The organism is Atlantibacter subterraneus (genome assembly GCF_007570865.1).
GTDB lineage: Bacteria > Pseudomonadota > Gammaproteobacteria > Enterobacterales > Enterobacteriaceae > Atlantibacter > Atlantibacter subterraneus.
Genome location: NZ_VLPS01000001.1, coordinates 195,579 through 216,392, shown reverse-complemented (window position 1 = coordinate 216,392; position 20,814 = coordinate 195,579). Strand labels below are relative to the sequence as shown.

General features: G+C 59.7%; 18 protein-coding genes and 1 riboswitch. Of the genes, 5 read left to right on the top strand and 13 right to left on the bottom strand.

The genetic code is table 11. From position 1 onward, the window contains the following. Positions 1–2: 2 nt before the first annotated feature. Together moaB and moaA are read right to left on the bottom strand one after the other, a co-directional pair. Entirely contained in the window at positions 3–515 is a 513-nt protein-coding gene (gene moaB / locus FND52_RS01030; protein ID WP_144129040.1) for a molybdenum cofactor biosynthesis protein B, read from the bottom strand. A gap of 21 nt (positions 516–536) precedes the next feature. Beyond that, positions 537–1,526, bottom strand: a complete 990-nt coding sequence (gene moaA / locus FND52_RS01025) for a GTP 3',8-cyclase MoaA (RefSeq protein WP_144129039.1) — start codon at positions 1,524–1,526, stop codon at positions 537–539. Further along, positions 1,514–1,645: riboswitch (molybdenum cofactor riboswitch) on the bottom strand. It overlaps the preceding gene by 13 nt. A 219-nt stretch (positions 1,646–1,864) precedes the next feature. Here moaA and yvcK point away from each other — a divergent pair. Further along, positions 1,865–2,773: a uridine diphosphate-N-acetylglucosamine-binding protein YvcK gene (yvcK, locus tag FND52_RS01020; protein WP_125292459.1), complete on the top strand. Its 909-nt coding sequence runs from the start codon at positions 1,865–1,867 to the stop codon at positions 2,771–2,773. Positions 2,774–2,782: 9 nt separating this feature from the next. Here yvcK and uvrB read toward each other — a convergent pair whose 3' ends face one another. Then, positions 2,783–4,804, bottom strand: a complete 2,022-nt coding sequence (gene uvrB, locus FND52_RS01015) for an excinuclease ABC subunit UvrB (protein WP_125292460.1) — start codon at positions 4,802–4,804, stop codon at positions 2,783–2,785. A gap of 753 nt (positions 4,805–5,557) precedes the next feature. Here uvrB and FND52_RS01010 point away from each other — a divergent pair. After that, positions 5,558–6,268: an ABC transporter ATP-binding protein gene (locus tag FND52_RS01010; RefSeq protein WP_144129038.1), complete on the top strand. Its 711-nt coding sequence runs from the start codon at positions 5,558–5,560 to the stop codon at positions 6,266–6,268. On the opposite strand, the gene bioD is transcribed toward FND52_RS01010, so the two are convergent. From bioD to bioB, 4 genes are read right to left on the bottom strand one after another with little or no spacing between them, the layout of a single operon-like run. Next, positions 6,265–6,942, bottom strand: a complete 678-nt coding sequence (gene bioD, locus FND52_RS01005; RefSeq protein ID WP_144129037.1) for a dethiobiotin synthase — start codon at positions 6,940–6,942, stop codon at positions 6,265–6,267. The two genes, FND52_RS01010 and bioD, sit on opposite strands and share 4 nt — an antisense overlap. Beyond that, on the bottom strand, positions 6,935–7,693 hold the full coding sequence (bioC, locus tag FND52_RS01000; protein ID WP_144129036.1) for a malonyl-ACP O-methyltransferase BioC: 759 nt from the start codon (positions 7,691–7,693) through the stop codon (positions 6,935–6,937). Before bioC ends, bioD begins: the two co-directional genes overlap by 8 nt. Next, the gene (gene bioF / locus FND52_RS00995) at positions 7,674–8,819 is read right to left on the bottom strand and encodes an 8-amino-7-oxononanoate synthase (RefSeq protein WP_144129035.1); all 1,146 of its coding nucleotides are present in this window, start codon (positions 8,817–8,819) and stop codon (positions 7,674–7,676) included. The genes bioC and bioF overlap by 20 nt, the downstream gene beginning before the upstream one ends. Continuing rightward, complete coding sequence (gene bioB, locus FND52_RS00990; protein WP_144129034.1) at positions 8,816–9,856, bottom strand: biotin synthase BioB; 1,041 nt, start codon at positions 9,854–9,856, stop codon at positions 8,816–8,818. Before bioB ends, bioF begins: the two co-directional genes overlap by 4 nt. An 83-nt stretch (positions 9,857–9,939) precedes the next feature. Between bioB and bioA the strand changes: the two genes are divergently transcribed. Both bioA and FND52_RS00980 read left to right on the top strand, forming a co-directional pair. Then, entirely contained in the window at positions 9,940–11,229 is a 1,290-nt protein-coding gene (bioA, locus tag FND52_RS00985; RefSeq protein ID WP_144129033.1) for an adenosylmethionine--8-amino-7-oxononanoate transaminase, read from the top strand. Positions 11,230–11,293: 64 nt separating this feature from the next. Then, positions 11,294–11,770 (top strand): kinase inhibitor, encoded by a 477-nt coding sequence (locus tag FND52_RS00980; RefSeq protein WP_125292468.1) that lies wholly within the window; start codon positions 11,294–11,296, stop codon positions 11,768–11,770. Between the two features lie 30 nt (positions 11,771–11,800). On the opposite strand, the gene hutH is transcribed toward FND52_RS00980, so the two are convergent. The 5 genes from hutH to hutI all read right to left on the bottom strand — a co-directional run bounded on the left by hutH (position 11,801) and on the right by hutI (position 18,094). After that, a complete protein-coding gene (hutH, locus tag FND52_RS00975) occupies positions 11,801–13,321 on the bottom strand; it encodes a histidine ammonia-lyase (protein ID WP_144129032.1) in 1,521 nt (506 codons plus the stop codon). Further along, positions 13,321–15,006 carry a urocanate hydratase gene (hutU, locus tag FND52_RS00970; RefSeq protein ID WP_125292470.1) on the bottom strand — a complete coding sequence of 562 codons (1,686 nt, stop codon included), beginning with the start codon at positions 15,004–15,006 and terminating at the stop codon, positions 13,321–13,323. Before hutU ends, hutH begins: the two co-directional genes overlap by 1 nt. Before the next feature lie 127 nt (positions 15,007–15,133). Further along, positions 15,134–15,871, bottom strand: coding sequence for a histidine utilization repressor (locus FND52_RS00965; RefSeq protein WP_144129031.1), 738 nt, complete (start codon positions 15,869–15,871; stop codon positions 15,134–15,136). A 16-nt stretch (positions 15,872–15,887) separates the two neighbouring features. After that, the gene (hutG, locus tag FND52_RS00960; RefSeq protein WP_144129030.1) at positions 15,888–16,856 is read right to left on the bottom strand and encodes a formimidoylglutamase; all 969 of its coding nucleotides are present in this window, start codon (positions 16,854–16,856) and stop codon (positions 15,888–15,890) included. Beyond that, positions 16,853–18,094, bottom strand: coding sequence for an imidazolonepropionase (hutI, locus tag FND52_RS00955; protein ID WP_144129029.1), 1,242 nt, complete (start codon positions 18,092–18,094; stop codon positions 16,853–16,855). Before hutI ends, hutG begins: the two co-directional genes overlap by 4 nt. Before the next feature lie 196 nt (positions 18,095–18,290). On the opposite strand from hutI, the gene FND52_RS00950 reads away from it, so the two are divergent. Continuing rightward, positions 18,291–19,598 (top strand): putative acyl-CoA thioester hydrolase, encoded by a 1,308-nt coding sequence (locus tag FND52_RS00950; RefSeq protein WP_125292474.1) that lies wholly within the window; start codon positions 18,291–18,293, stop codon positions 19,596–19,598. 74 nt (positions 19,599–19,672) lie between these two features. Here the strand turns inward: FND52_RS00950 and pgl are convergent, their stop codons facing one another. After that, a complete protein-coding gene (gene pgl / locus FND52_RS00945) occupies positions 19,673–20,668 on the bottom strand; it encodes a 6-phosphogluconolactonase (protein WP_144129028.1) in 996 nt (331 codons plus the stop codon). Positions 20,669–20,814 lie beyond the last annotated feature (146 nt).

Below are 20,814 nucleotides of genomic sequence, written 5' to 3'. Positions count from 1 at the left end.
GATTATTTCTTCAAATGGGGGTGGAAGTTGCACGGGCGGTTACGGGCGTCGAGCTGGCCGGAGATGATATGTTCCCAGGCGGTCTGGCAGGCGCGCGTTGAGCCCGGCATCGCGAAAATCAGTGTGCGGTTGGCAATTCCCGCCACCGCGCGGGACTGCATCATGGCGGTGCCGATCTCTTCAAAGGAGAGCATGCGGAACAGTTCGCCATAGCCTTCCACTTCGCGATCGAACAGCGGCAGCAGCGCTTCCGGCACCTGATCGCCGTCGGTAAAGCCGGTTCCGCCGTTAATCAGCACCACCTGCACGTTGTCATCGGCAATCCAGGCAGAAACCTGGGCGCGGATGGCGTAGCGGTTCTCTTTGACAATCGCTTTATCCACGATGTGATGACCGGCGTCATGCGCCGCATCGCGTAAATAGTGGCCCGAGGTATCGTCCTCTTCGCCGCGACGACTGGAAACGGTAAGAATAGCGATACGCGTCGCAATAAATTCTGCGCTCACCTGGCTCATAGTGTTCTCCTGAGGACCGGCTTAACCGCCGATGTATGACAGATTCTGGGTGATCCCGGTATTTCCCTGATGCAGGAAATGCGTCTGTTTTTTATGGTGCAGCGCCTCGGCGATACGCGCTTCCAGCGCCGCTTGCTGTGCATCTTCCTCCAGCAAATCGCGCAGATCCACGCCGCCTTCGCCAAACAGGCATAAGTGCAGTTTGCCCAGCGAAGAGACCCGCAGCCGGTTGCAGCTGGCGCAGAAATCTTTCTCATACGGCATGATCAGGCCAATTTCGCCCGCGTAATCCGGGTGGCAGAACACCTGGGCCGGGCCGTCGCTGCGCTGGCGGATCTGATGGATCCAGCCGCGCTTTAACAGCTCATCGCGCAGCGTCATGCCGGAGATATGGTGCTTTTTGAACAGGTCGCTGCCCTCGCCAGTTTCCATCAGCTCGATAAAGCGTAATTGGATAGGGCGCGGCTGGATCCAGTTGAGGAAGGTGTCGAGCTGATGATGATTCACGTCGCGCATCAGCACGGTATTGACTTTAACTTTGCTGAAACCGGCGTCAAAGGCGGCGTCAATGCCGTCCATCACCTGATGGAATTTGTCCTGGCCGGTAATCGCGTGAAACTGGCGGGCGTCGAGGCTGTCGACGCTGACGTTAATCGCCGTTAACCCGGCATCGCGCCAGGCGGCGACGTCGCGCGCCAGCCGATAGCCGTTAGTGGTCACGGCAATCTGGCGGATATTTTCGTTTTCGCGGATAGCGGCGATGATATCGGTGAAGTCGCGACGCAGCGACGGCTCGCCGCCGGTCAGGCGCACTTTTTCGGTGCCCATATTGGCGAACGCGCGCGCCACGCGGCGAATTTCTTCGACGCTGAGAAAGCTTTTATTGGTGTGCCCGGCAGGCTTATAGCCATCCGGCAGGCAGTAGGTGCAACGGAAGTTACACACATCGGTAATCGACAAACGTAAGTAAAAAAACTTACGCGCGAAGGCATCGGTAAGTTGAGAGACCATGTACACCTTTCCAGATACGGGAGATGCAGGCATTTCTTTCTGCACCCTGGTGACGTTTGTCACGGCCAAACTGCCATATCATCGACGTAGGCAAAGAGGCTTGAGTGTATGCTTCACATTATGAAGCGGGTTACTGGCATAGTAGCGTGGATTAAACGCGCCTGCCATGTTCAATTTCGCTGTATAAAATTGTATATAACGATGTTATTCTGCGATTTCGTTACAGAATACGTAAAACTCGCGGTTTTGTTTTGACATGCATCATTTTAATCCGCAAGGTTCGTCTTTTTTATGGTTTGAGCTAACGTATTGCTTATCAACAGAATGAAGGAACATCTATGCGTAATCGCACCTTAGCGGATTTAGACCGGGTGGTGGCGCTCGGCGGCGGGCATGGTTTAGGACGCGTGATGTCCTCGCTCTCCTCCCTGGGCTCCCGCCTGACCGGTATCGTGACCACTACCGATAACGGGGGATCTACGGGCCGTATTCGCCGCTCCGAAGGGGGTATCGCCTGGGGTGATATGCGCAACTGCTTAAACCAGTTAATTACCGAACCGAGCGTCGCTTCCGCGATGTTTGAGTATCGTTTTAGCGGTAATGGCGAATTATCCGGCCATAACCTCGGAAATCTGATGTTAAAGGCCTTAGATCACTTAAGCGTCAGGCCGTTAGAGGCCATCAATTTAATAAGAAACCTGCTGAAAGTGGATGCGTTTTTAATTCCGATGTCTGAGCAACCGGTGGATTTGATGGCTACCGATGCTGAAGGCAACGATGTCTACGGTGAGGTTAACATCGATCAGCTACGCGAGCCGCCGCAGCAGCTGTCGCTGTACCCCACTGCGCCAGCGACCCGCGAGGCGCTGCAGGCGATCGGCGAAGCGGATTTGATCCTAATGGGGCCGGGAAGTTTTTACACCAGCCTGATGCCGCTGCTGCTGTTGCCGGATCTGGCTCAGGCGCTGAGGCGTACTCCCGCGCCGGTGGTCTACATTGGCAATTTAGGTCGCGAGCTGAGCGTCCCCGCAGCGCAGCTGTCGATCCCGGAAAAACTGGCCATTATGGAACGTTATGTGGGTAAACCGCTGGTGGATGCCGTGGTGGTTGGCCCGAAAGTCGATGTTTCCGGGCTGGTAGACAAGGTGATTATTCAGGAGCCGCTGGAAGCGGAAGATATCCCTTACCGCCACGACAGGCATTTGCTGCGGGCGGCACTGGATAAAGTGGTCCAGAAGATGGGGTAAACCTGGCGATCAGGAGGCAGCGATAAACAGTTCGCGCAGCTGGTGCAGCTGATCGCGGATAGCCGCAGCCTCTTCGAACTCCAGATTTTGCGCATGTTGCAGCATCTGCGCTTCCAGCTGATGGATTTTCTGCTGGAGCGCTTTTGGCGTAAGCGCCAGTTCTGCTGCTTCCACCTCGGCGGCGCTGCGTGCTTTCCCCTTGCCTTTGTTGCGGGTTTTGGCGATACCGCTGCCCAGCGACAGAATATCCACCACCTTCTTGTTAAGCCCTTGCGGCACGATGCCGTGCTCTTCGTTATAGCGCTGCTGCTTCTCGCGACGGCGTTCGGTCTCGCCAATGGCTTTGGCCATCGACGGGGTGATTTTATCCCCGTAGAGGATCGCTTTGCCGTTAACGTTACGCGCCGCGCGGCCAATGGTCTGGATAAGCGAGCGTTCGGAACGCAGGAAGCCCTCTTTATCGGCGTCCAGAATCGCCACCAGCGAGACTTCCGGCATATCCAGGCCTTCGCGCAGTAAGTTAATCCCCACCAGCACGTCAAATTCGCCCAGACGCAGGTCGCGGATGATTTCCATACGCTCCACGGTGTCGATATCCGAGTGCAGATAGCGCACCTTCTCGCCGTGCTCTTCGAGATATTCAGTCAGGTCTTCCGCCATGCGTTTGGTCAGGGTGGTGACCAGCACGCGCTCGTTGATGGCGGCGCGCTTGCGGATTTCCGACAGCAGATCGTCCACCTGGGTCGCCACCGGTCGTACTTCGATAACCGGATCGAGCAGCCCGGTAGGACGCACCACCTGGTCAATAATCTCGCTGCCCGATTTTTCCAGCTCGTAGTTGCCCGGCGTGGCCGACACGTAAATGGTCTGCGGGGCCAGCGCTTCGAATTCTTCAAATTTCATCGGACGGTTATCCAGTGCCGAAGGCAGCCGGAAGCCGTACTCTACCAGGGTCTCTTTACGCGCCCGGTCGCCACGGTACATGCCGCCGATTTGCGGGATGGTCACGTGGGATTCATCCACCACCAGCAGGCCGTCGGCAGGCAGGTAGTCAAACAGGGTTGGCGGCGCTTCGCCCGGCCCGCGCCCGGAGAGATAGCGCGAGTAGTTTTCGATGCCCGAGCAGTAACCCAGCTCGTTCATCATCTCTAAATCGAACTGGGTGCGCTGGGTCAGGCGCTGTTCTTCCAGCAGTTTGTTATTGGCCAGCAGCACCTTGCGGCGATCCGCCAGCTCCACCTTGATCTCTTCCATCGCCTGCACGATGCGCTCGCGCGGCGTCACGTAGTGGGTTTTCGGGTAGATGGTAAAGCGCGGGATCACCCCTTCCACCTGGCCGGTGAGCGGGTCAAACAGCGACAGCCGCTCCACTTCTTCATCGAACAGCTCCACGCGCAGCGCCATGTCATCCGATTCCGCCGGGAAGATGTCGATCACCTCGCCGCGCACCCGGAAGGTACCGCGCTGGAACGCCTGATCGTTGCGGGTGTACTGCAATTCCGCCAGCCGGCGCAGAATGGCGCGCTGGTCGATAATCATGCCGTTTGTGAGGTGCAGCATCATCTTGAGATACAGATCCGGGTCGCCCAGACCGTAGATGGCAGACACCGACGCCACCACCACCACGTCCCGGCGTTCGAGCAGCGCTTTGGTGGCGGATAAACGCATCTGCTCGATGTGTTCGTTCACCGAGGCGTCTTTCTCGATAAAGGTATCAGAGCTCGGCACGTAGGCTTCAGGCTGGTAGTAATCGTAGTAAGAAACGAAATACTCCACGGCGTTATCCGGGAAGAACTCTTTCATCTCGCCATACAGCTGCGCCGCCAGGGTTTTGTTGGGTGCCAGCACCATGGTTGGGCGCTGCAAATCGGCAATCACGTTCGCCACGGTGAACGTTTTCCCCGAGCCGGTTACCCCAAGCAGCGTTTGATGGGCAAGGCCATCCTCAAGCCCCTCTTTCAGACGGCGGATCGCCTCTGGCTGGTCGCCGGAGGGCGTAAAAGCGGAATTGAGTTTGAAGGGTTTGCTCATGGGATACCTGACGCGTTGCGAGGGGAATGGATAATTTTACTCCCTCACGGTCAATTTGCCAACGCAAAAGACTGGATAAAAAACCAGTACCGGATAGACTTGAGTTAAGACAAATATTTAGCGGTTGCCAGCCGCTGAAAAGTCGCAAACCAGGCATTTCACTGGCTGGCAGGGGTTATCCCCAAACGAACCGGTTTTTTAACAGTTGTCAAGCAAGGTAATGAAAGTTTTATGGCAGCCGATGACACTTTTTTGACAACCATTGCTTTTATATAATCTATTGGAAAATAAGCTAAATTTTTATCAGCCGCCTTTCGCGTCAATTCATGCGCAAGCCGCGTATTCTCTCGCTTCCCACCAGTTTTCTAACTCTAATGCACAAGGTTATCCACAGGAATAGTGGATAAGTGGTTGCAGCCCTGATGCCCTGCCGCCCAGCAGAAACCCTGTTTTTTGTGCGCCGGTGGGGTAAAAAAAAATTTATCGCTAATTTTGGTGGTTTTTTGCCAAACCTGGCACGCTGACGGAAATCGTTGCGCAACCGTACCGGTCGGCAAACTCTCGCTGCACCAGCGCTGAATGTTAAAGCACTGTTAAAGTGCAGCGCTATCTTGCGCCCTCGCCCGCAACAGCGGGAATAGGCCGAATATGTGAGTTTAGTCCTAATTTTCCCTCTGCTGGCTCATCTGCCACCACCCTGGCAGAGGAATTGCAGCATCCCTGAATCCGCCGCGGTACAACCCAGGAGCGCTTATGTTGAGTTTGCATTCAGTGAATCAGTTTTATGGTGAACGCCATGTTTTATGGAATGTAGATCTGGAGATGCTGCCGGGAGAGTGCATCTGCATTACCGGTGCGCAGGGGATGGGCAAAACCACGCTGCTGAACTGCATTACCGGGCATCTGCCGGTACAGAGCGGCACTATCGTCTGGCGGCATGGTGGGCTTGCGCCGCAGCAGCTGAACGACGCCAGCGCCGATATGCGCGCGGCGCTGGGCATCGGCTACGTGCCGCACGACCGGCGGATTTTTTCCGGCCTGACGGTGGAGGAGAACCTGCAAATCGCCCTGCGCGCCGCCGGAGAAACCCACGGCGCGATCCCGGAATCAACCTTTACGCTGTTTCCCGAGCTTTATCCGCTGCGCCACACGCGCGGCGCGGCGTTGAGCGATGAAAATCAGCAGCGGCTGGCGCTGGCGAATGCGCTGGTCATTCAACCGAGATTACTGATCCTCGATGAGCCGACGCGCGGCAACAGCGCCGGGTTTATTCACAAGTTGGGGGATGTGCTGCTGCGGCTGAACCGAGATTTCGGCCTGTCGATATTGATGGTGGAGCAGCGGATGTCGTTTATTCGCCGCGTCGCCGAGCGCTTCTGTCTGTTGCATAAGGGCAGAAGCGTGGCCCAGGGCAGCGTGGCGCAGCTTGATAACCCGCGCCTGCTGCCCTTGATTCACTGCTAATCCAGCAGGGAGATATCCAGAAAACGGCCCGTATCCTGGGTAAACGGGTCGTCAAGCCACGGGATTTCGCCCAGCATCGGCGCGGGGATACGCGCCTGCAGCGAGGCTAAATAGTCCTGATGGCGTGCGCCAGGCGGCGTAACGTCATTGGCGATCCATCCCGCCAGCCGCAGCCCGGCGGCTTGCACCGCAGCGGCGGTCAGCATGGCGTGATTGATGCAGCCCAGCTTCACGCCCACCACCAGGATCACCGGCAACTGTTGTTCCCTCACCCACTCGGCAAAGGTCCAGGTTTCACTGAGCGGGGTAAACCAGCCGCCAGCGCCCTCCACCTGCACCCAGTCGGCTTTCTGTTCCAGCGCCGCCAGCCCCTGTGATATCACGGCGCGTTCAATGGCGATGCCTGTCGTACGGCTCACCAGGTGCGGCGAAGTGGGTTCTTCAAACACGTACGGGTTAACTTCGCTATATCCCAGCGCCAGCGAACTGTTGCGCTGAAGCGCCAGCGCATCGCCGTTGCGCACGCCCTCAGGGGTGAGGTCGCTGCCGGAAGCAACGGGCTTATATCCGGCTGTGCGGTAGCCCGCGCGGTTTGCCGCCTGCAATAACGCACAGCTGGCGACGGTTTTGCCCACTTCGGTATCGGTTCCGGTGATGAACCAGCGTTTACTCACGGATTATGACTCCACAAAAAAGTTGATAGGTCAGCGGATAACGTCCGCCCTGCTGCGGCCAGGCCAGCGCCAGCTGCTGTAGCTGGCTGCGGGTCAATACCCGATTTTCGCGCCCGCGATGAAGGTGGGTTGCGCCAATGCCCTTCAGCGACTGCATGGCGCTGAGCGGATCGGCGAAATTCAGCGTCAACGGGCTTTGCTGCCAGTGCAGCGGATATGGCGCGCAGGCTTCCAGCACCGTCTCGACGGGCAAAAACGTATTGGCGTGGCAGGCGTTATCCACGCCGCGCCATGCCTGGTGCAGCTCGTCGAGAGATCCGGCCACCAGGGTGCTGAAGGCGATACGTCCGCCGGGGCGCGTTACGCGCCAAAGCTCACGGACCCCATCAGCAAGATCGCTGCACCACTGCACCGCCAGGTTGCTCCAGGCTAAGTCGACGCTTTCCGCTGCCAGCGGCAGGTTTTCAATATCACCCTGCAGATAGCGCTGCGCCGCCTGATTCGCCTCGGCGGCGCTGAGCATCGCGTCGGAGAGATCCAGCGCCGTCACGCCACTCCCCTGCTGCTGCCAGTAGCGGCTGAAGTAGCCGGTGCCGCACCCCGCGTCGAGCACCCGGGCAAACGACGTTTTATCCAGCAGCCGCAACAGCCGCTCGCCGCTTTCACGCTGAAACGCGGCATGCCTGTCATAGTGCGCGGCGGCGCGGCCAAAGGCGGCGGCAACGGCAGTTTTATTCACGGGTGACGTCATGGAGCGCCTCCAGCAGTGCGTCGATATCGCTTTCGGTATGGGCCGCCGTCAGGGTAATACGCAAGCGGGCGCTGCCAGTCGGCACCGTCGGCGGACGAATGGCGGTCACCCACAGCCCGCGTTCGCGCAGGCTGGCGGCCAGTTGCAGGGTACGTTGATTGTCACCGACGATAATCGGCTGAATGGCGGTCTGAGAATCGGCTAACTGGAGCGGAATATGCACCATCTGACGGCGAAAACGCGCGATATGGCGTTGCAGCGTGGCACGTTGTTCCTCCGCCTGCTGGATCACCGTGACGGCGGTTTGCAGCGCGTGCGCCTGGGCGGGCGGCATGGCGGTGCTGTAAATCAGGTGCCGGGCGAACTGCAACAGATAATCCGCCAGATCGTCGCTGCACAGTACCGCCGCGCCGCTCAGGCCAAAGGCTTTGCCGAACGTCACCACCAGAATATCCGCTTTGACGTTTGCCGCCGCACAGCTGCCGCGCCCGCCCTCGCCCATCACGCCGATGCCGTGGGCGTCATCCACCATCAGCAGCGCGTTGCGCTTCGCTGCCGCGATCTCTGCCAGCGGCGCGCGGTCGCCATCCATACTGAATACGCCTTCGGTGATCGCCAGCTGCTGACCGGTCAGGGGTTTATCCAGCAGCGCTTGTAGCGAATCAACGTCGTTATGGTGAAAGCGGCGCAGGGTCGCCGGGCTTAAGCTGGCGGCCTCCAGCAGCGAAGCGTGGCTCAGCCTGTCGGCGACGATGCGATCCTCTTTTTGCATCAGCGCGCCTATTACCGCCTGATTCGCCGAAAACCCGGAGATAAACAACAATGCGCGCGAATAGCCCAGCCACTCCGCCAGGGTTTGCTCCAGCCGATGGTGCGCCTGATGGAAGCCGGTCACGTGCCCGGAGCCGCCGCTGCCCACGCCGTAGCGCTGCGCGCCCTGCTGCCAGGCCTCAACGATAGCCGGATGGCGGCTTAATCCCAGATAGTCGTTACCAGAAAAATTGCGGTAGCGCTGGCCCTGGTGGATAAACCCGGTGGCGTCGCTTTCCCCGACGATCCGGGTACGCAGGGCGTTTACCGACCGGCGTTCGTCAAGGGCGGCTGCGATGCGCTGTTGCCAGCTCATACCACCGCCGCGTTGTAATAATCATCGGTATCCGGCGTCTGGAGCTGCGCTTCCAGCCGCTGCTGCTGCTCGTTATCTCCCAACAGCACCGCCGTTTGCTCCGGGTTAATCCCCAGCTTGCGGAACAGTTGCAGATCTTTGTCCTCTTCCGGGTTTGGCGTGGTCAGCAGCTTGCAGCCATAGAAAATCGAGTTGGCGCCTGCCATAAAGCACATCGCCTGAGTCTGCTCGTTCATCTGCTCACGCCCGGCGGAAAGGCGTACAAACGAGGTCGGCATCATGATGCGCGCTACCGCGATGGTGCGGATAAAGTCAAACGCATCGACGTCGTCGTTGTCCGCCAGCGGCGTGCCTTTCACCTTCACCAGCATGTTGATCGGCACGCTTTCCGGCGGGGTGGGCAGATTCGCCAGCTGCAACAATAGCCCGGCGCGATCGGTAACGGTTTCACCCAGCCCGACGATGCCGCCGGAACAGACTTTGATCCCGGCGTCACGCACTTTATCCAGAGTATCGAGGCGCTCCTGATAGCTGCGGGTGGTGATGATGTTGCCGTAGAATTCCGGGGAGGTATCAAGATTGTGGTTGTAGTAATCCAGCCCCGCCGAGGCCAGGCGCTGGGCCTGATTATCCGACAGGGTACCCAGCGTCATGCAGGCTTCCAGCCCCATGGATTTGACGCCCTGCACCATCTGCTCCAGATAGGGCATATCGCGCTCGTGAGGGTTTTTCCAGGCTGCGCCCATGCAAAAACGGGTCGATCCGGCGGCTTTGGCCTTGCGCGCCGAATCCAGCACCTGCTCCACTTCCATCAGTTTTTCGGCTTCGAGGCCGGTTTTGTAGCGCGAGCTTTGCGGGCAGTATTTGCAGTCTTCCGGGCAGGCCCCGGTTTTGATCGACAGCAGCGTGCTGACCTGCACCTGGCGCGGATCGAAGTGCTGACGGTGGACGGTCTGCGCCTCAAACAGCAGATCGAGGAGCGGTTTTTCAAACAGTGCAGTGACTTGCGACAGTGTCCAGCGTGGGGAATCAGCCATCTTGCTTCTCCAAAAGGGTGTTGCTTCTTATCGGTTCGGTTTATACTCGTAAACCTAATTCTTTTTAAAATGGTTTACAAGTCATGATAACGCAACAGGACATCGCCTTTGACCAACAGCATATCTGGCATCCGTATACCTCGATGACCCAGCCGCTGCCGGTGTATCCGGTGGTGCGGGCCGAAGGATGCGAGCTGGAGCTGGCAAGCGGCGAGCGGCTGGTGGACGGCATGTCATCCTGGTGGGCGGCGATCCACGGCTATAACCATCCGCGCCTTAACGCGGCGATGAAAAACCAGATTGACCAGATGTCCCACGTGATGTTCGGCGGCATCACACATCCTTCCGCCATTGCGCTGTGCCGCAAGCTGGTCGCGATGACGCCCGCCGCGCTGGAGTGCGTGTTTCTGGCGGATTCCGGTTCGGTAGCGGTGGAAGTGGCGATGAAAATGGCGTTGCAGTACTGGCACGCCAGAGGCGAGTCGCGCCAGCGGTTTCTGACCTTCCGTCACGGCTACCATGGCGACACGTTTGGCGCGATGTCGGTGTGCGATCCCGATAATTCAATGCACAGCTTGTGGAAAGGCTACCTGCCGGAAAACCTGTTCGCTCCGGCTCCGGCCAGCCGTTTTGATGGGGAATTCGACGAGCGGGATATCGCGCCGTTCGCCCGGCTGATGGCGGCCCACCGCCACGATATCGCCGCCGTTATTCTTGAGCCGATCGTTCAGGGCGCGGGCGGGATGCGCTTTTACCATCCAGAGTGGCTGCGGCGCATCCGCAAGATGTGCGACCGCGAAGGCATCCTGCTGATTGCCGATGAGATTGCCACCGGCTTTGGCCGCAGCGGCAAGCTGTTCGCCTGCGAACATGCGGGCATCACGCCGGATATTTTATGCCTCGGCAAAGCCATTACCGGCGGCACCATGACACTTTCCGCCACGCTGGCCACCCGCCACGTCGCGAATACCATCAGCGACGGCGCAGCGGGCTGCTTTATGCACGGCCCGACGTTTATGGGCAATCCGCTGGCCTGTGCGGTAGCGACGGAAAGCCTGGCAATTCTGGAAACCGGCGCATGGCGCGAACAGGTCGCTGCGATTGAAAAACAGCTAAACACCGAACTGGCCCCCTGCCGGGAATCGCCGCAGGTGGCGGACGTGCGGGTACTGGGCGCAATTGGCGTGGTGGAGACCCACACCCCCGTCGATATGGCGCGGCTCCAGAAATTCTTTGTCGAACATGGGGTGTGGATCAGGCCGTTTGGCCGGCTGATTTACCTGATGCCGCCGTATGTGATTTCCGCCGAACAGCTGAGCCGGTTAACCGCCACCGTGGCGAAGGCCATAAACGACCCTGCGCTGTTTCGCTGATCCCAGGCCGAATGCACTACACTTCGTGAAGTGAAATTCATTCAAAACTGCTTAAGGAGCGCCTATGAAATTATTCAGTCGGGACATAACGGACGGCGAAAAACTCCCGCTCCGCCATGTGTTTAACGGCATGGGATACGAAGGCGATAATATCTCCCCGCATCTCGCCTGGGACGAGGTGCCGCCGGGCACCAAAAGTTTTGTCGTAACCTGCTACGATCCCGACGCGCCAACCGGTTCCGGCTGGTGGCACTGGGTGGTGGCGAATTTACCGGCGGATACGCGGGTGCTGCCGCAGGGGTCGGGTTCAGGCCAGGCGGCGTTGCCGGAAGGCGCGGTACAGACCCGTACTGATTTCGGCAAGACAGGCTACGGCGGCGCGGCCCCGCCGAAGGGCGAATCCCACCGCTATATCTTTACGGTGTATGCGCTGGATGTGGAGCATATCGATGTGGACGAAGAGGCCAGCGGCGCAATGGTAGGCTTTAACGTGCATTTCCACAGCCTGGGTAGCGCCTCGCTGACCGCGATTTACGTGTAGTGAAACGGCGGCCTTGCGCCGCCGTCTGTTTTACAGGAAATCAGGCAGTAATGCCGCCAGTCGGCGCTGGCTGAGCAACGATATTGCCGCCTCGATATCCGGCGCGAAGTAGCGATCCTGAGCGTAGTACGTCACTTTATCGCGCAGAATATGGCGCGCCTTTTCCAGAGTCGGGCTGGATTTCAGCCCTTCACGCAAATCTATCCCCTGACAGGCCGCCAGCCACTCCACCGCTAACACGCCACGGGTGTTGCTGGCCATCTCCCACAGCCGACGCCCGGCGGCGGGGGCCATCGAAACATGGTCTTCCTGGTTGGCCGAAGTCGGCAGGCTGTCCACGCTCGACGGGTGCGCCAGCGCTTTGTTTTCGCTGGCCAGCGCCGCTGCGGTAACCTGAGCGATCATAAATCCGGAGTTCACCCCACCGTTTTTCACCAGGAACGGCGGCAGCTGCGACATATGTTTATCCATCATCAGCGCGATGCGCCGCTCGGACAGCGCGCCGATTTCCGCCAGCGCCAGCGCCAGGTTATCGGCCGCCATCGCCACCGGTTCGGCGTGGAAATTGCCGCCGGAAATCACCTCTTGTTGCTCGGCAAACACCAGCGGGTTATCGGATACCGCGTTAGCTTCCACCAGCAGCACGTCCGCCGCCTGGCGCATTTGCGTCAGGCACGCGCCCATCACCTGCGGCTGGCAGCGCAGCGAGTACGGGTCCTGCACTTTTTCACAGTTGTGATGGGACTGGGAGATTTCACTGTCGTCGGTCAGCACGTGGCGGAACAGCGCCGCGCTGTCGATTTGCCCTTTCTGACCGCGAACCGCGTGGATCCGGGCATCAAACGGACGGCGAGATCCCAGCACCGCTTCGGTGGTTAACGCCCCACTGACCACGGCGGAGGCGAACAGCTCTTCCGCCTCGAACAGGCCGCGCAGCGCAAATGCCGTGGATGCCTGGGTGCCGTTGAGCAACGCCAGGCCCTCTTTCGCCGCCAGGGTGATCGGCGTGAGTCCGGCTTTGGACAGCGCCTCGACGGCGGGCAGCCACTCGCCCTGGTAGCGCGCCTGCCCTTCGCCCAGCAGCGTCAGGGACATATGCGCCAGCGGGGCCAGATCGCCGCTGGCACCTACCGAGCCTTTGGCCGGGATACGCGGATAAACCTCGGCATTGACCAGCGCCTGCAGCGCCTGAATCACTTCCAGCCGGATACCGGAATAGCCGCGCGCCAGGCTGTTGATTTTCAGCACCATGATCAGGCGTACCAGCGCGTCGTCCAGCGCCTCGCCGACGCCCGCCGCATGGGACAACACCAGCGAACACTGGAGATTTTCCAGATCTTCGCTGGCGATGCGCGTTGACGCCAGCAGGCCAAAACCGGTGTTGATGCCGTAGGCGGTGCGGCCTTCGGCAAGAATATCGTTAACGCACTGCACGCTGCGGTTGATGTCGTCAAACGCGCCGTTATCCAGCTCCAGCTTGAGTGGCGCGCTGTAAATCTGGCGCAGATCCGCCAGGCTCAGTTGGCCCGGCGTCAGTCGAAGGGTACGCATTATTTTTTCTCCTGGGTTGCCGGAACCATCGGTAAATTCAGCCCCTGCTCCACCGCGCAGTCGATGGCGCTCGGGTAGCCCGCATCGGCATGGCGCATCACGCCGGTGGCCGGGTCGTTGTGCAGCACGCGGGCGATACGCTGGGCGGCTTCGTCAGTGCCGTCGCAGACGATCACCATGCCCGCATGTTGCGAAAAGCCCATGCCCACGCCACCGCCGTGGTGCAGCGATACCCAGGTCGCGCCGCTGGCGGTGTTTAACAGGGCGTTGAGCAGCGGCCAGTCGGAGACCGCGTCGGAGCCGTCACGCATGGCTTCGGTTTCCCGGTTCGGGCTGGCGACCGAGCCGGAGTCCAGATGGTCGCGGCCAATCACAATCGGCGCGCTGACTTCGCCACTGCGCACCATTTCGTTAAATGCCAGGCCGAGTTTTTGCCGCCATTCCAGCCCGACCCAGCAGATGCGCGCCGGCAAGCCCTGGAAGCTGATGCGCTCGCGGGCCATGTCCAGCCAGCGGTGCAGATGCACGTCGTCGGTAATCAGTTCCTTCACTTTGGCATCAGTTTTGTAGATATCTTCCGGGTCGCCGGACAGCGCCACCCAGCGGAACGGGCCAATGCCGCGACAGAACAGCGGGCGAATAAACGCCGGGACGAAACCGGGGAAATCAAAGGCGTTCTCCACCCCGCTCTCTTTGGCCATCTGGCGCAGGTTATTGCCGTAATCGAAAGTCGGAACGCCCCTCTGATGGAACGCCAGCATCGCCTGCACGTGCTGCGCCATAGACTGTTTCGCCGCTTTGATGACGCGCTCCGGCTCGTGGGTTCCGGCCTGCTGATACTCCTCCCACGTCCAGCCCGCTGGCAAATAACCACGCAGCGGATCGTGGGCGCTGGTCTGGTCGGTGACCATATCCGGGCGCACGCCGCGTTCTACCAGCTGCGGCAGAATTTCCGCCGCGTTGCCGCACAGGGCGATGGAGACCGCTTTGCCTTCGCCGGTGTAGCGTTTGATACGCGCCAGGGCGTCATCCAGCGAGTCGGCCTGTTCATCCACATAGCGGGTGCGCAGGCGGAAATCGATGCGGCTTTGCTGGCATTCAATGGTCAGCGAACAGGCCCCCGCCAGGGTAGCGGCCAGCGGCTGCGCGCCGCCCATGCCGCCCAGACCGGCGGTTAACACCCAGCGGCCCTGTAAATTGCCGTTATAGTGCTGGCGACCGGCTTCCACAAAGGTTTCGTAAGTGCCCTGCACGATGCCCTGACTGCCGATGTAGATCCAGCTACCAGCGGTCATCTGCCCGTACATCGCCAGGCCTTTGGCGTCGAGTTCGTTGAAGTGTTCCCAGGAGGCCCAGCGCGGCACCAGATTGGAGTTAGCAATCAGCACGCGCGGCGCGTTGCTGTGGGTGGTAAATACCCCGACCGGCTTGCCGGACTGCACCAGCAGAGTCTGATCGTCTTCCAGCTCTTTTAACGCTTTGATGATGGCGTCATAGCATTCCCAGTTGCGCGCCGCACGACCAATACCGCCATACACCACCAGCGCGTTAGGGTTTTCCGCGACGTCAGGATCGAGGTTGTTCATCAACATGCGCAGCGGGGCTTCAGTCAGCCAGCTTTTGGCATTCAACGTGGTGCCTCGTGGGGCGCGAATTTCGCCTTCGCGGTATTTATCGTGCTGCATGACCAGCTCCTTAAACAGGGTGACAGAATGTAGAGGACTATACTTGTATAGACATTTAAAAAATTTAGCCGTACCTGAGTGATGACCCTGTGCAGGCCATCACATAATTAACAAAATGGTTACATCATCAGGACATGAATCGCCCTTGCAGGCGGTAGCGGGAACCGGGAAACAGCAGCCGCGCGTGGGAGACAATATGGTTGACCGACCAGGTGCGGCGGCGGATCAGCAGGCACGGCTCGTCGGCATCGATACTGAGCCAGTCGCGCTCCTGCTGGCTGGCGCGCACCGCTTCGACGATATGCTCGCCTTCGGTTAGCGGCGCGGCCTGCGACAGATAGGCATGCGGCGTGGTGAGGGTGAAATCCTGCGCCAGATAGTCCGGGGCCGCGTGGGTATTCACTACCCGATCCTCAATTTGCACCGGCACGTCGTTTTCATAATGCACCAGCAGCGAGTGAAACACCGGCGTGCCTTCCGTCAGCCCCAGCGCCGTGGCCTGGCGGGCATCGGCGTTAATCCGCTCCAGCAGTAATACCTCGCTGCGGTGGCGATGATTACGCGCGGCGATCTCATCGGCAATGCTGCGAATTTCAAACAGCGCCGACTGGCCTTTCGGCTCGGCGACAAAGGTCCCGACCCCCTGCAAACGCACCAGCAGCCCTTCATCGGTAAGCTCGCGCAGCGCCCGGTTGATGGTCATGCGGCTAAAACCGAACTGCTGCACCAGCTCCGCTTCGGAGGGAATGCGGTCGTGGGGCTTCCAGACACCGGCATGAATGTTGCTGCTGATGGACTGTTTCACTTTTTCGTAAAACGGCACCGGTTCCTGCGCCGCAGCCATACGGGGTTGAGATGAAAACATAGTGAGTAAGCGTTCCTTATCCGTGATTATCCGCATCAGACCACTGGTGGACGATTTGCCACGCCAGCCGCGCCGCCACCTTCGCGCCAAGACTGTCGCGGTCAAATTCCGGGTTAAATTCTACCAGGTCGACGGCCTGAAGCTTCGGGCTGCGGCACAGCGGTTCCAGCAGGGTTAGCAGTCTGTCCAGCGGAATGCCGAGCCCGGCGGGTGCCGATACTGCAGGCATCTGCCAGCCCGGCAGCGCGTCCAGATCGATGGTTAAATAGATTTTATCCGCCCACGCCAATAGCGCGGCAATCTGGGTTGCCGCCGCGGTTTGTTCCGGGCGCTGGCAGTCTGTATCCCAAATGATGCTGACGTTAAGCCGGGCGGCCTCGTCCAGCAGCGCCTGGGTATTGGCAGCGGGATTAACGCCAATGCAGGTGTAATTGAACTCGCGCCCCTGCTGCTCGCAGTGCAGCGCCAGCTGGCGGAACGGTGTGCCGGAGGTCGCCTGGGCGGCGCGACGTAAATCGAGATGGGCGTCGATATTGATAATGGCAATGCGCGCGTCGGGCCAGGCGTCGAGTACGCCGCGCCCGTGGCCAAAGGCGGTTTCATGGCCGCCGCCAAATACCAGGGTGCGCATCCCGGCCTGGTGGCACTGTTTTACCGCGTCACTCAGCGCATCCTGCGCGGCTTCCAGCGCGTCCGGCTGCGCGTGAATATTTCCCAGATCCACCAGACGGTCGTGGCCGCGATGGCTGGCCATATTCGCCAGCGCGCTGCGTAACGTATCCGGCCCCTTTTGTGCGCCGGGCCGACCGTGATTGCGCTTCACGCCTTCGTCGCAGGCGAAGCCCAGCAGCGCGATGCCTTCGGCTTCAGGTTCGAATACCGTGCGGTGTTGGAGGGTCTGAAACACGCGCAGCGCGTTGTCGGCTTCCGCCAGATCGTTGCGCCCCTGCCATAGCGCGGCGCGAGCAGGTTGCCAGAGCGTCACAGGGATTTCCCCTCTAAAAATTGGGCTTCGCCGCGATAAACCCGGCAGTGCAGCGGATTACGGCAGGGTTCGTAGACCATTTCCACCGGCTGTTCGGCATCCCAGACGATAAAGTCGGCGACGAACCCGGCGGCAAGTTGGCCGTGAGTGTGTTGTTTACCTAACGCCCGCGCGGCATGGCGCGTTACGCCTGCCCACGCCTCTTCCGGCGTCAGGCCAAACTGCACGCAGGCCATATTCATCGCCAGATGCAGGCTGGCAAACGGGCTGGTGCCGGGGTTGATGTCGGTGGCGACCGCTATCGGCACGTTGTGCTGGCGCAGCAGATCCACCGGCGGACGCTGGGTTTCGCGCAGGAAATAGAACGCGCCGGGCAGCAGCACCGCGACGCTGCCACCCTGTCGCAGCGCCATCACGCCCTGCTCGTCCAGATATTCAATATGATCGGCGGACAGGCCGTGGTATTTCCCCACCAGCGCCGACCCGCCCAGATTAGAGAGCTGTTCTACGTGCCCTTTCACCGGGATGCCCAGCGCCTGGGCCGCGGCGAACACCCGTTCGGTCTGCGCCACGCTGAAACCGACGTTTTCGCAAAACGCATCCACGGCGTCGAACAATTTTTGCTCCCATAGCGCGGGCAATATCGTGTCGCAGACGTAGTCGATATAGCCGTCAGGATCGCCTTTATACTCCGACGGCGTGGCGTGGGCCGCCAGTAAAGTTGCGGCGATCTCTACCGGATTGGTTTGCGCCAGCCTTTGCGCCACCCGCAGCATTTTCTGTTCGTCGTCCAGATTCAGACCATAGCCCGATTTCACCTCAATCGTCGTCACCCCTTCACGCATTAGCGCGTTCAGCCGCTGCTGCGCCATGTGCTGCAGCTGTACGGCAGACGCGGCGCGGGTAGCTTTAACGGTGGCGTTAATCCCGCCGCCCTGGGCGCTGATTTGCTGGTAGGACACGCCGTTCAGCCGCTGTTCCCACTCCTGGGCGCGGTTGCCGCCGTAAACCAGATGGGTATGGCAGTCGATCAGCCCCGGCGTCACCAGCCGCCCCTGCAGGTCGATGATTTCACACCCGGGGTTAGCCAGCGCGGGCGTCACGGCCAGGATCTTGCCGTGGCGGACAATAAGATCGTGATGTTCCAGCAGGCCATAGGGCGTATCGATAGCCGGGTCGAGCGTGGCGAGTCGCCCGTTACGCCAGATAACATCACCGGGAAGCAGGGTTGTGGTCATGATGTTCGCTTGTCATGGGTTGTCTATACATTTATTGGCAACCTGTCGGACTTGTCAACCTGCCCGCCATTCACAGTTCACGAAAGCGCGGATAAAATTAACTTTTTAGCGCTTTAGCTTCCCGTTTTGATCAAGTTAGGTTAAAAAAGCAGGCTATTTCAGCACTCATCCTTTTTGACACAGCAAGGAGCATCCCTTGAACAGATTTTCGGTTTCCCGTCTGGCGCTGGCTTTTGCCGTTGGCGTGACACTGACCGCCTGTAGCTCAACGCCGCCGGACCAGCGTCCGTCCGAGCAAACAGCGCCAGGCACCGCATCGCGCCCGATCCTGTCGGCTAACGAAGCGCAGAACTTTGTCGCCTCACGCTATTTCTCCGCCATGGACCCGAACGCGGCACCGTGGTCACCGGTAAAAATCGCCGTTCCCGCCCAGCCTGACTTTGTGGTCGGCCCGGCAGGCACCGCAGGCGTGACCCATACCTCGATTCAGGCGGCGGTGGATGCGGCGATTATCAAGCACACCAGCACCCGTCAGTACATTGCGATTATGCCGGGTACGTATGAAGGCACCGTGTATATTCCTGCCGCCTCCGGCAGCGTGACGCTGTACGGCCTGGGTGAAAACCCGGCAGACGTGAAAATCGGCGCGGCGCTGGATTCTGAAATGGATCGCGCGACCTGGCGTCATACGGTTAACCCGTCAGGCAAATACATGCCGGGCAAACCGGCCTGGTATATGTTCGATAACTGCCAGAACCGCCGCGAGGCCACTGTCGGCCTGATGTGTTCCGCCGTGGTGTGGTCACAGAACAACGGGCTGCAATTGCAGAATCTGACCATCGAGAACAATCTGGGCGACAGCGTGGATGCCGGTAATCATCAGGCGGTCGCGCTGCGCAGCGATGGCGACAAAGTTCAGATCGATAAAGTGAACATTCTGGGCCGTCAGAACACGTTCTTCGTGACCAACAGCGATCTGCAAAACCGCATCGTGAACAACCGTCAGACCCGCACGCTGGTAACTAACAGCTATGTGGAAGGCGACGTGGATCTGGTTGCTGGTCGCGGCGCGGTGGTGTTTGACAACACCGAGTTCCGGGTGGTGAATTCCCGTACCCAGCAGGAAGGCTACGTGTTTGCCCCGGCGACTCAGCCGAACATCTGGTACGGCTTCCTGGCGACCAACAGCCGCTTTGTGGCGAACGGCGACGGCGTAGCGCAGTTGGGCCGCGCGTGGGATATCGAAGCGTCTGAAAACGGCTATACCGCTAACCAGACCGCCAACGGTCAGGTGGTTATCCGCGACAGCGTGATTAACGAAGGCTTTAACAAAGCCAGGCCGTGGGGCGATGCGCTGGGTTCCAAACGTCCGTTCGCGGGCAATACCGGCACCATGGCGGATGACAAACTGCAGCGCGAGTTGAACGACAACAACTTCAACCGCATGTGGGAGTTCAATAACCGCGGTCTGGGTAGCCAGGTGGTTGCCGAGCCGAAACAGTAATAAAAAAGGCGCATGAAAAATGCGCCTGATTATTGAGCGGACACGCCTCAGGCCTGTCCGCTTTTTTTTCGCCCTTAACGCGCGTCGATCACCACCCACATCGGGCCCTGACCCACGGCATAGCGCCCGACATCACGCAGCAGCCCCTGAGCGCCTTCAATCGCATGCACAGAAATATGGTGCGACTTCTGCCCGGCGGCGATCAGGTATTTACCGCTATGATCGATATTAAAACCGCGCGGCTGGGTTTCGGTCGGGTGGTACCCTTCCACCGCCAGCACGCTGCCGTCTTCGGAGACGCTGAACACCGTCACAATGCTGGCGGTACGATCGCAGGTATACAGGTGGCGGCCATCCGGGGTGATATGAATATCTGCCGCCCAACGGGTGTCGGCAAAGTCCGGCGGCATAATGTCCAGCGTCTGGATGCATTCAATTTTGCCGTTCGGCGACTGCAGCGCCCAGACGTCCACGGTGCCATTCAGCTCGTTCACGCTGTAGGCAAACTGATGGTTCGGGTGGAACGCCATATGGCGCGGACCTGCGCCTTCGACGGTATTGAGCTCCGGCGGGGTTTGCGCGATCAGGTTGCCGTCATCGCTCACGGTAAACAGGCAGATGCGATCCTGCTTCAGGGCGGGCACCAGCAGGGTGCGGTTATCCGGGGAGATGTTCGCCGAGTGGCAGCCATCCAGCCCTTCCACCACGTCAACCACTTCGCCGGGGATGCCGTCGTTAAGCGGCGTCACGCTGACGCAGCCTGCGCCGTAAGAGCCGCTGAACAGGAATTTGCCGTGATGATCGGTGGAAATATGAGTCGGGCTACCGGGCAGCGCCGCTTCCGCCTCAAAGTTTAATGTGCCCTCGTCCGGGGAGATGCGGTAGGCGATGACGCGAAATTCCGGGCGCACGCCAACGTAGAGGTAACGCTTATCCGGGCTGATGACCATCGGCTGCACCTGGCCTGGCACATCGACCACCTGCAACAGCGTGAGCTCGCCCGTTGGGTTAAGACGCCAGACGTGGATCTGCTGGCTTTCCGGGCTGGCGGTATAAACGGTTTGTTTCATGAATACTCCTTTCCTCACGTGAGCGTTAAGTCTTCAAAAGGGTAGCGTGTTTTGTCGCAATGTGCCGAAGGCGAAACGGTGATTTTGACCCGGCGCGGTTGCGGTGTACCATCAACCGAACCTTTTCTGAACAATACCTGACGGGA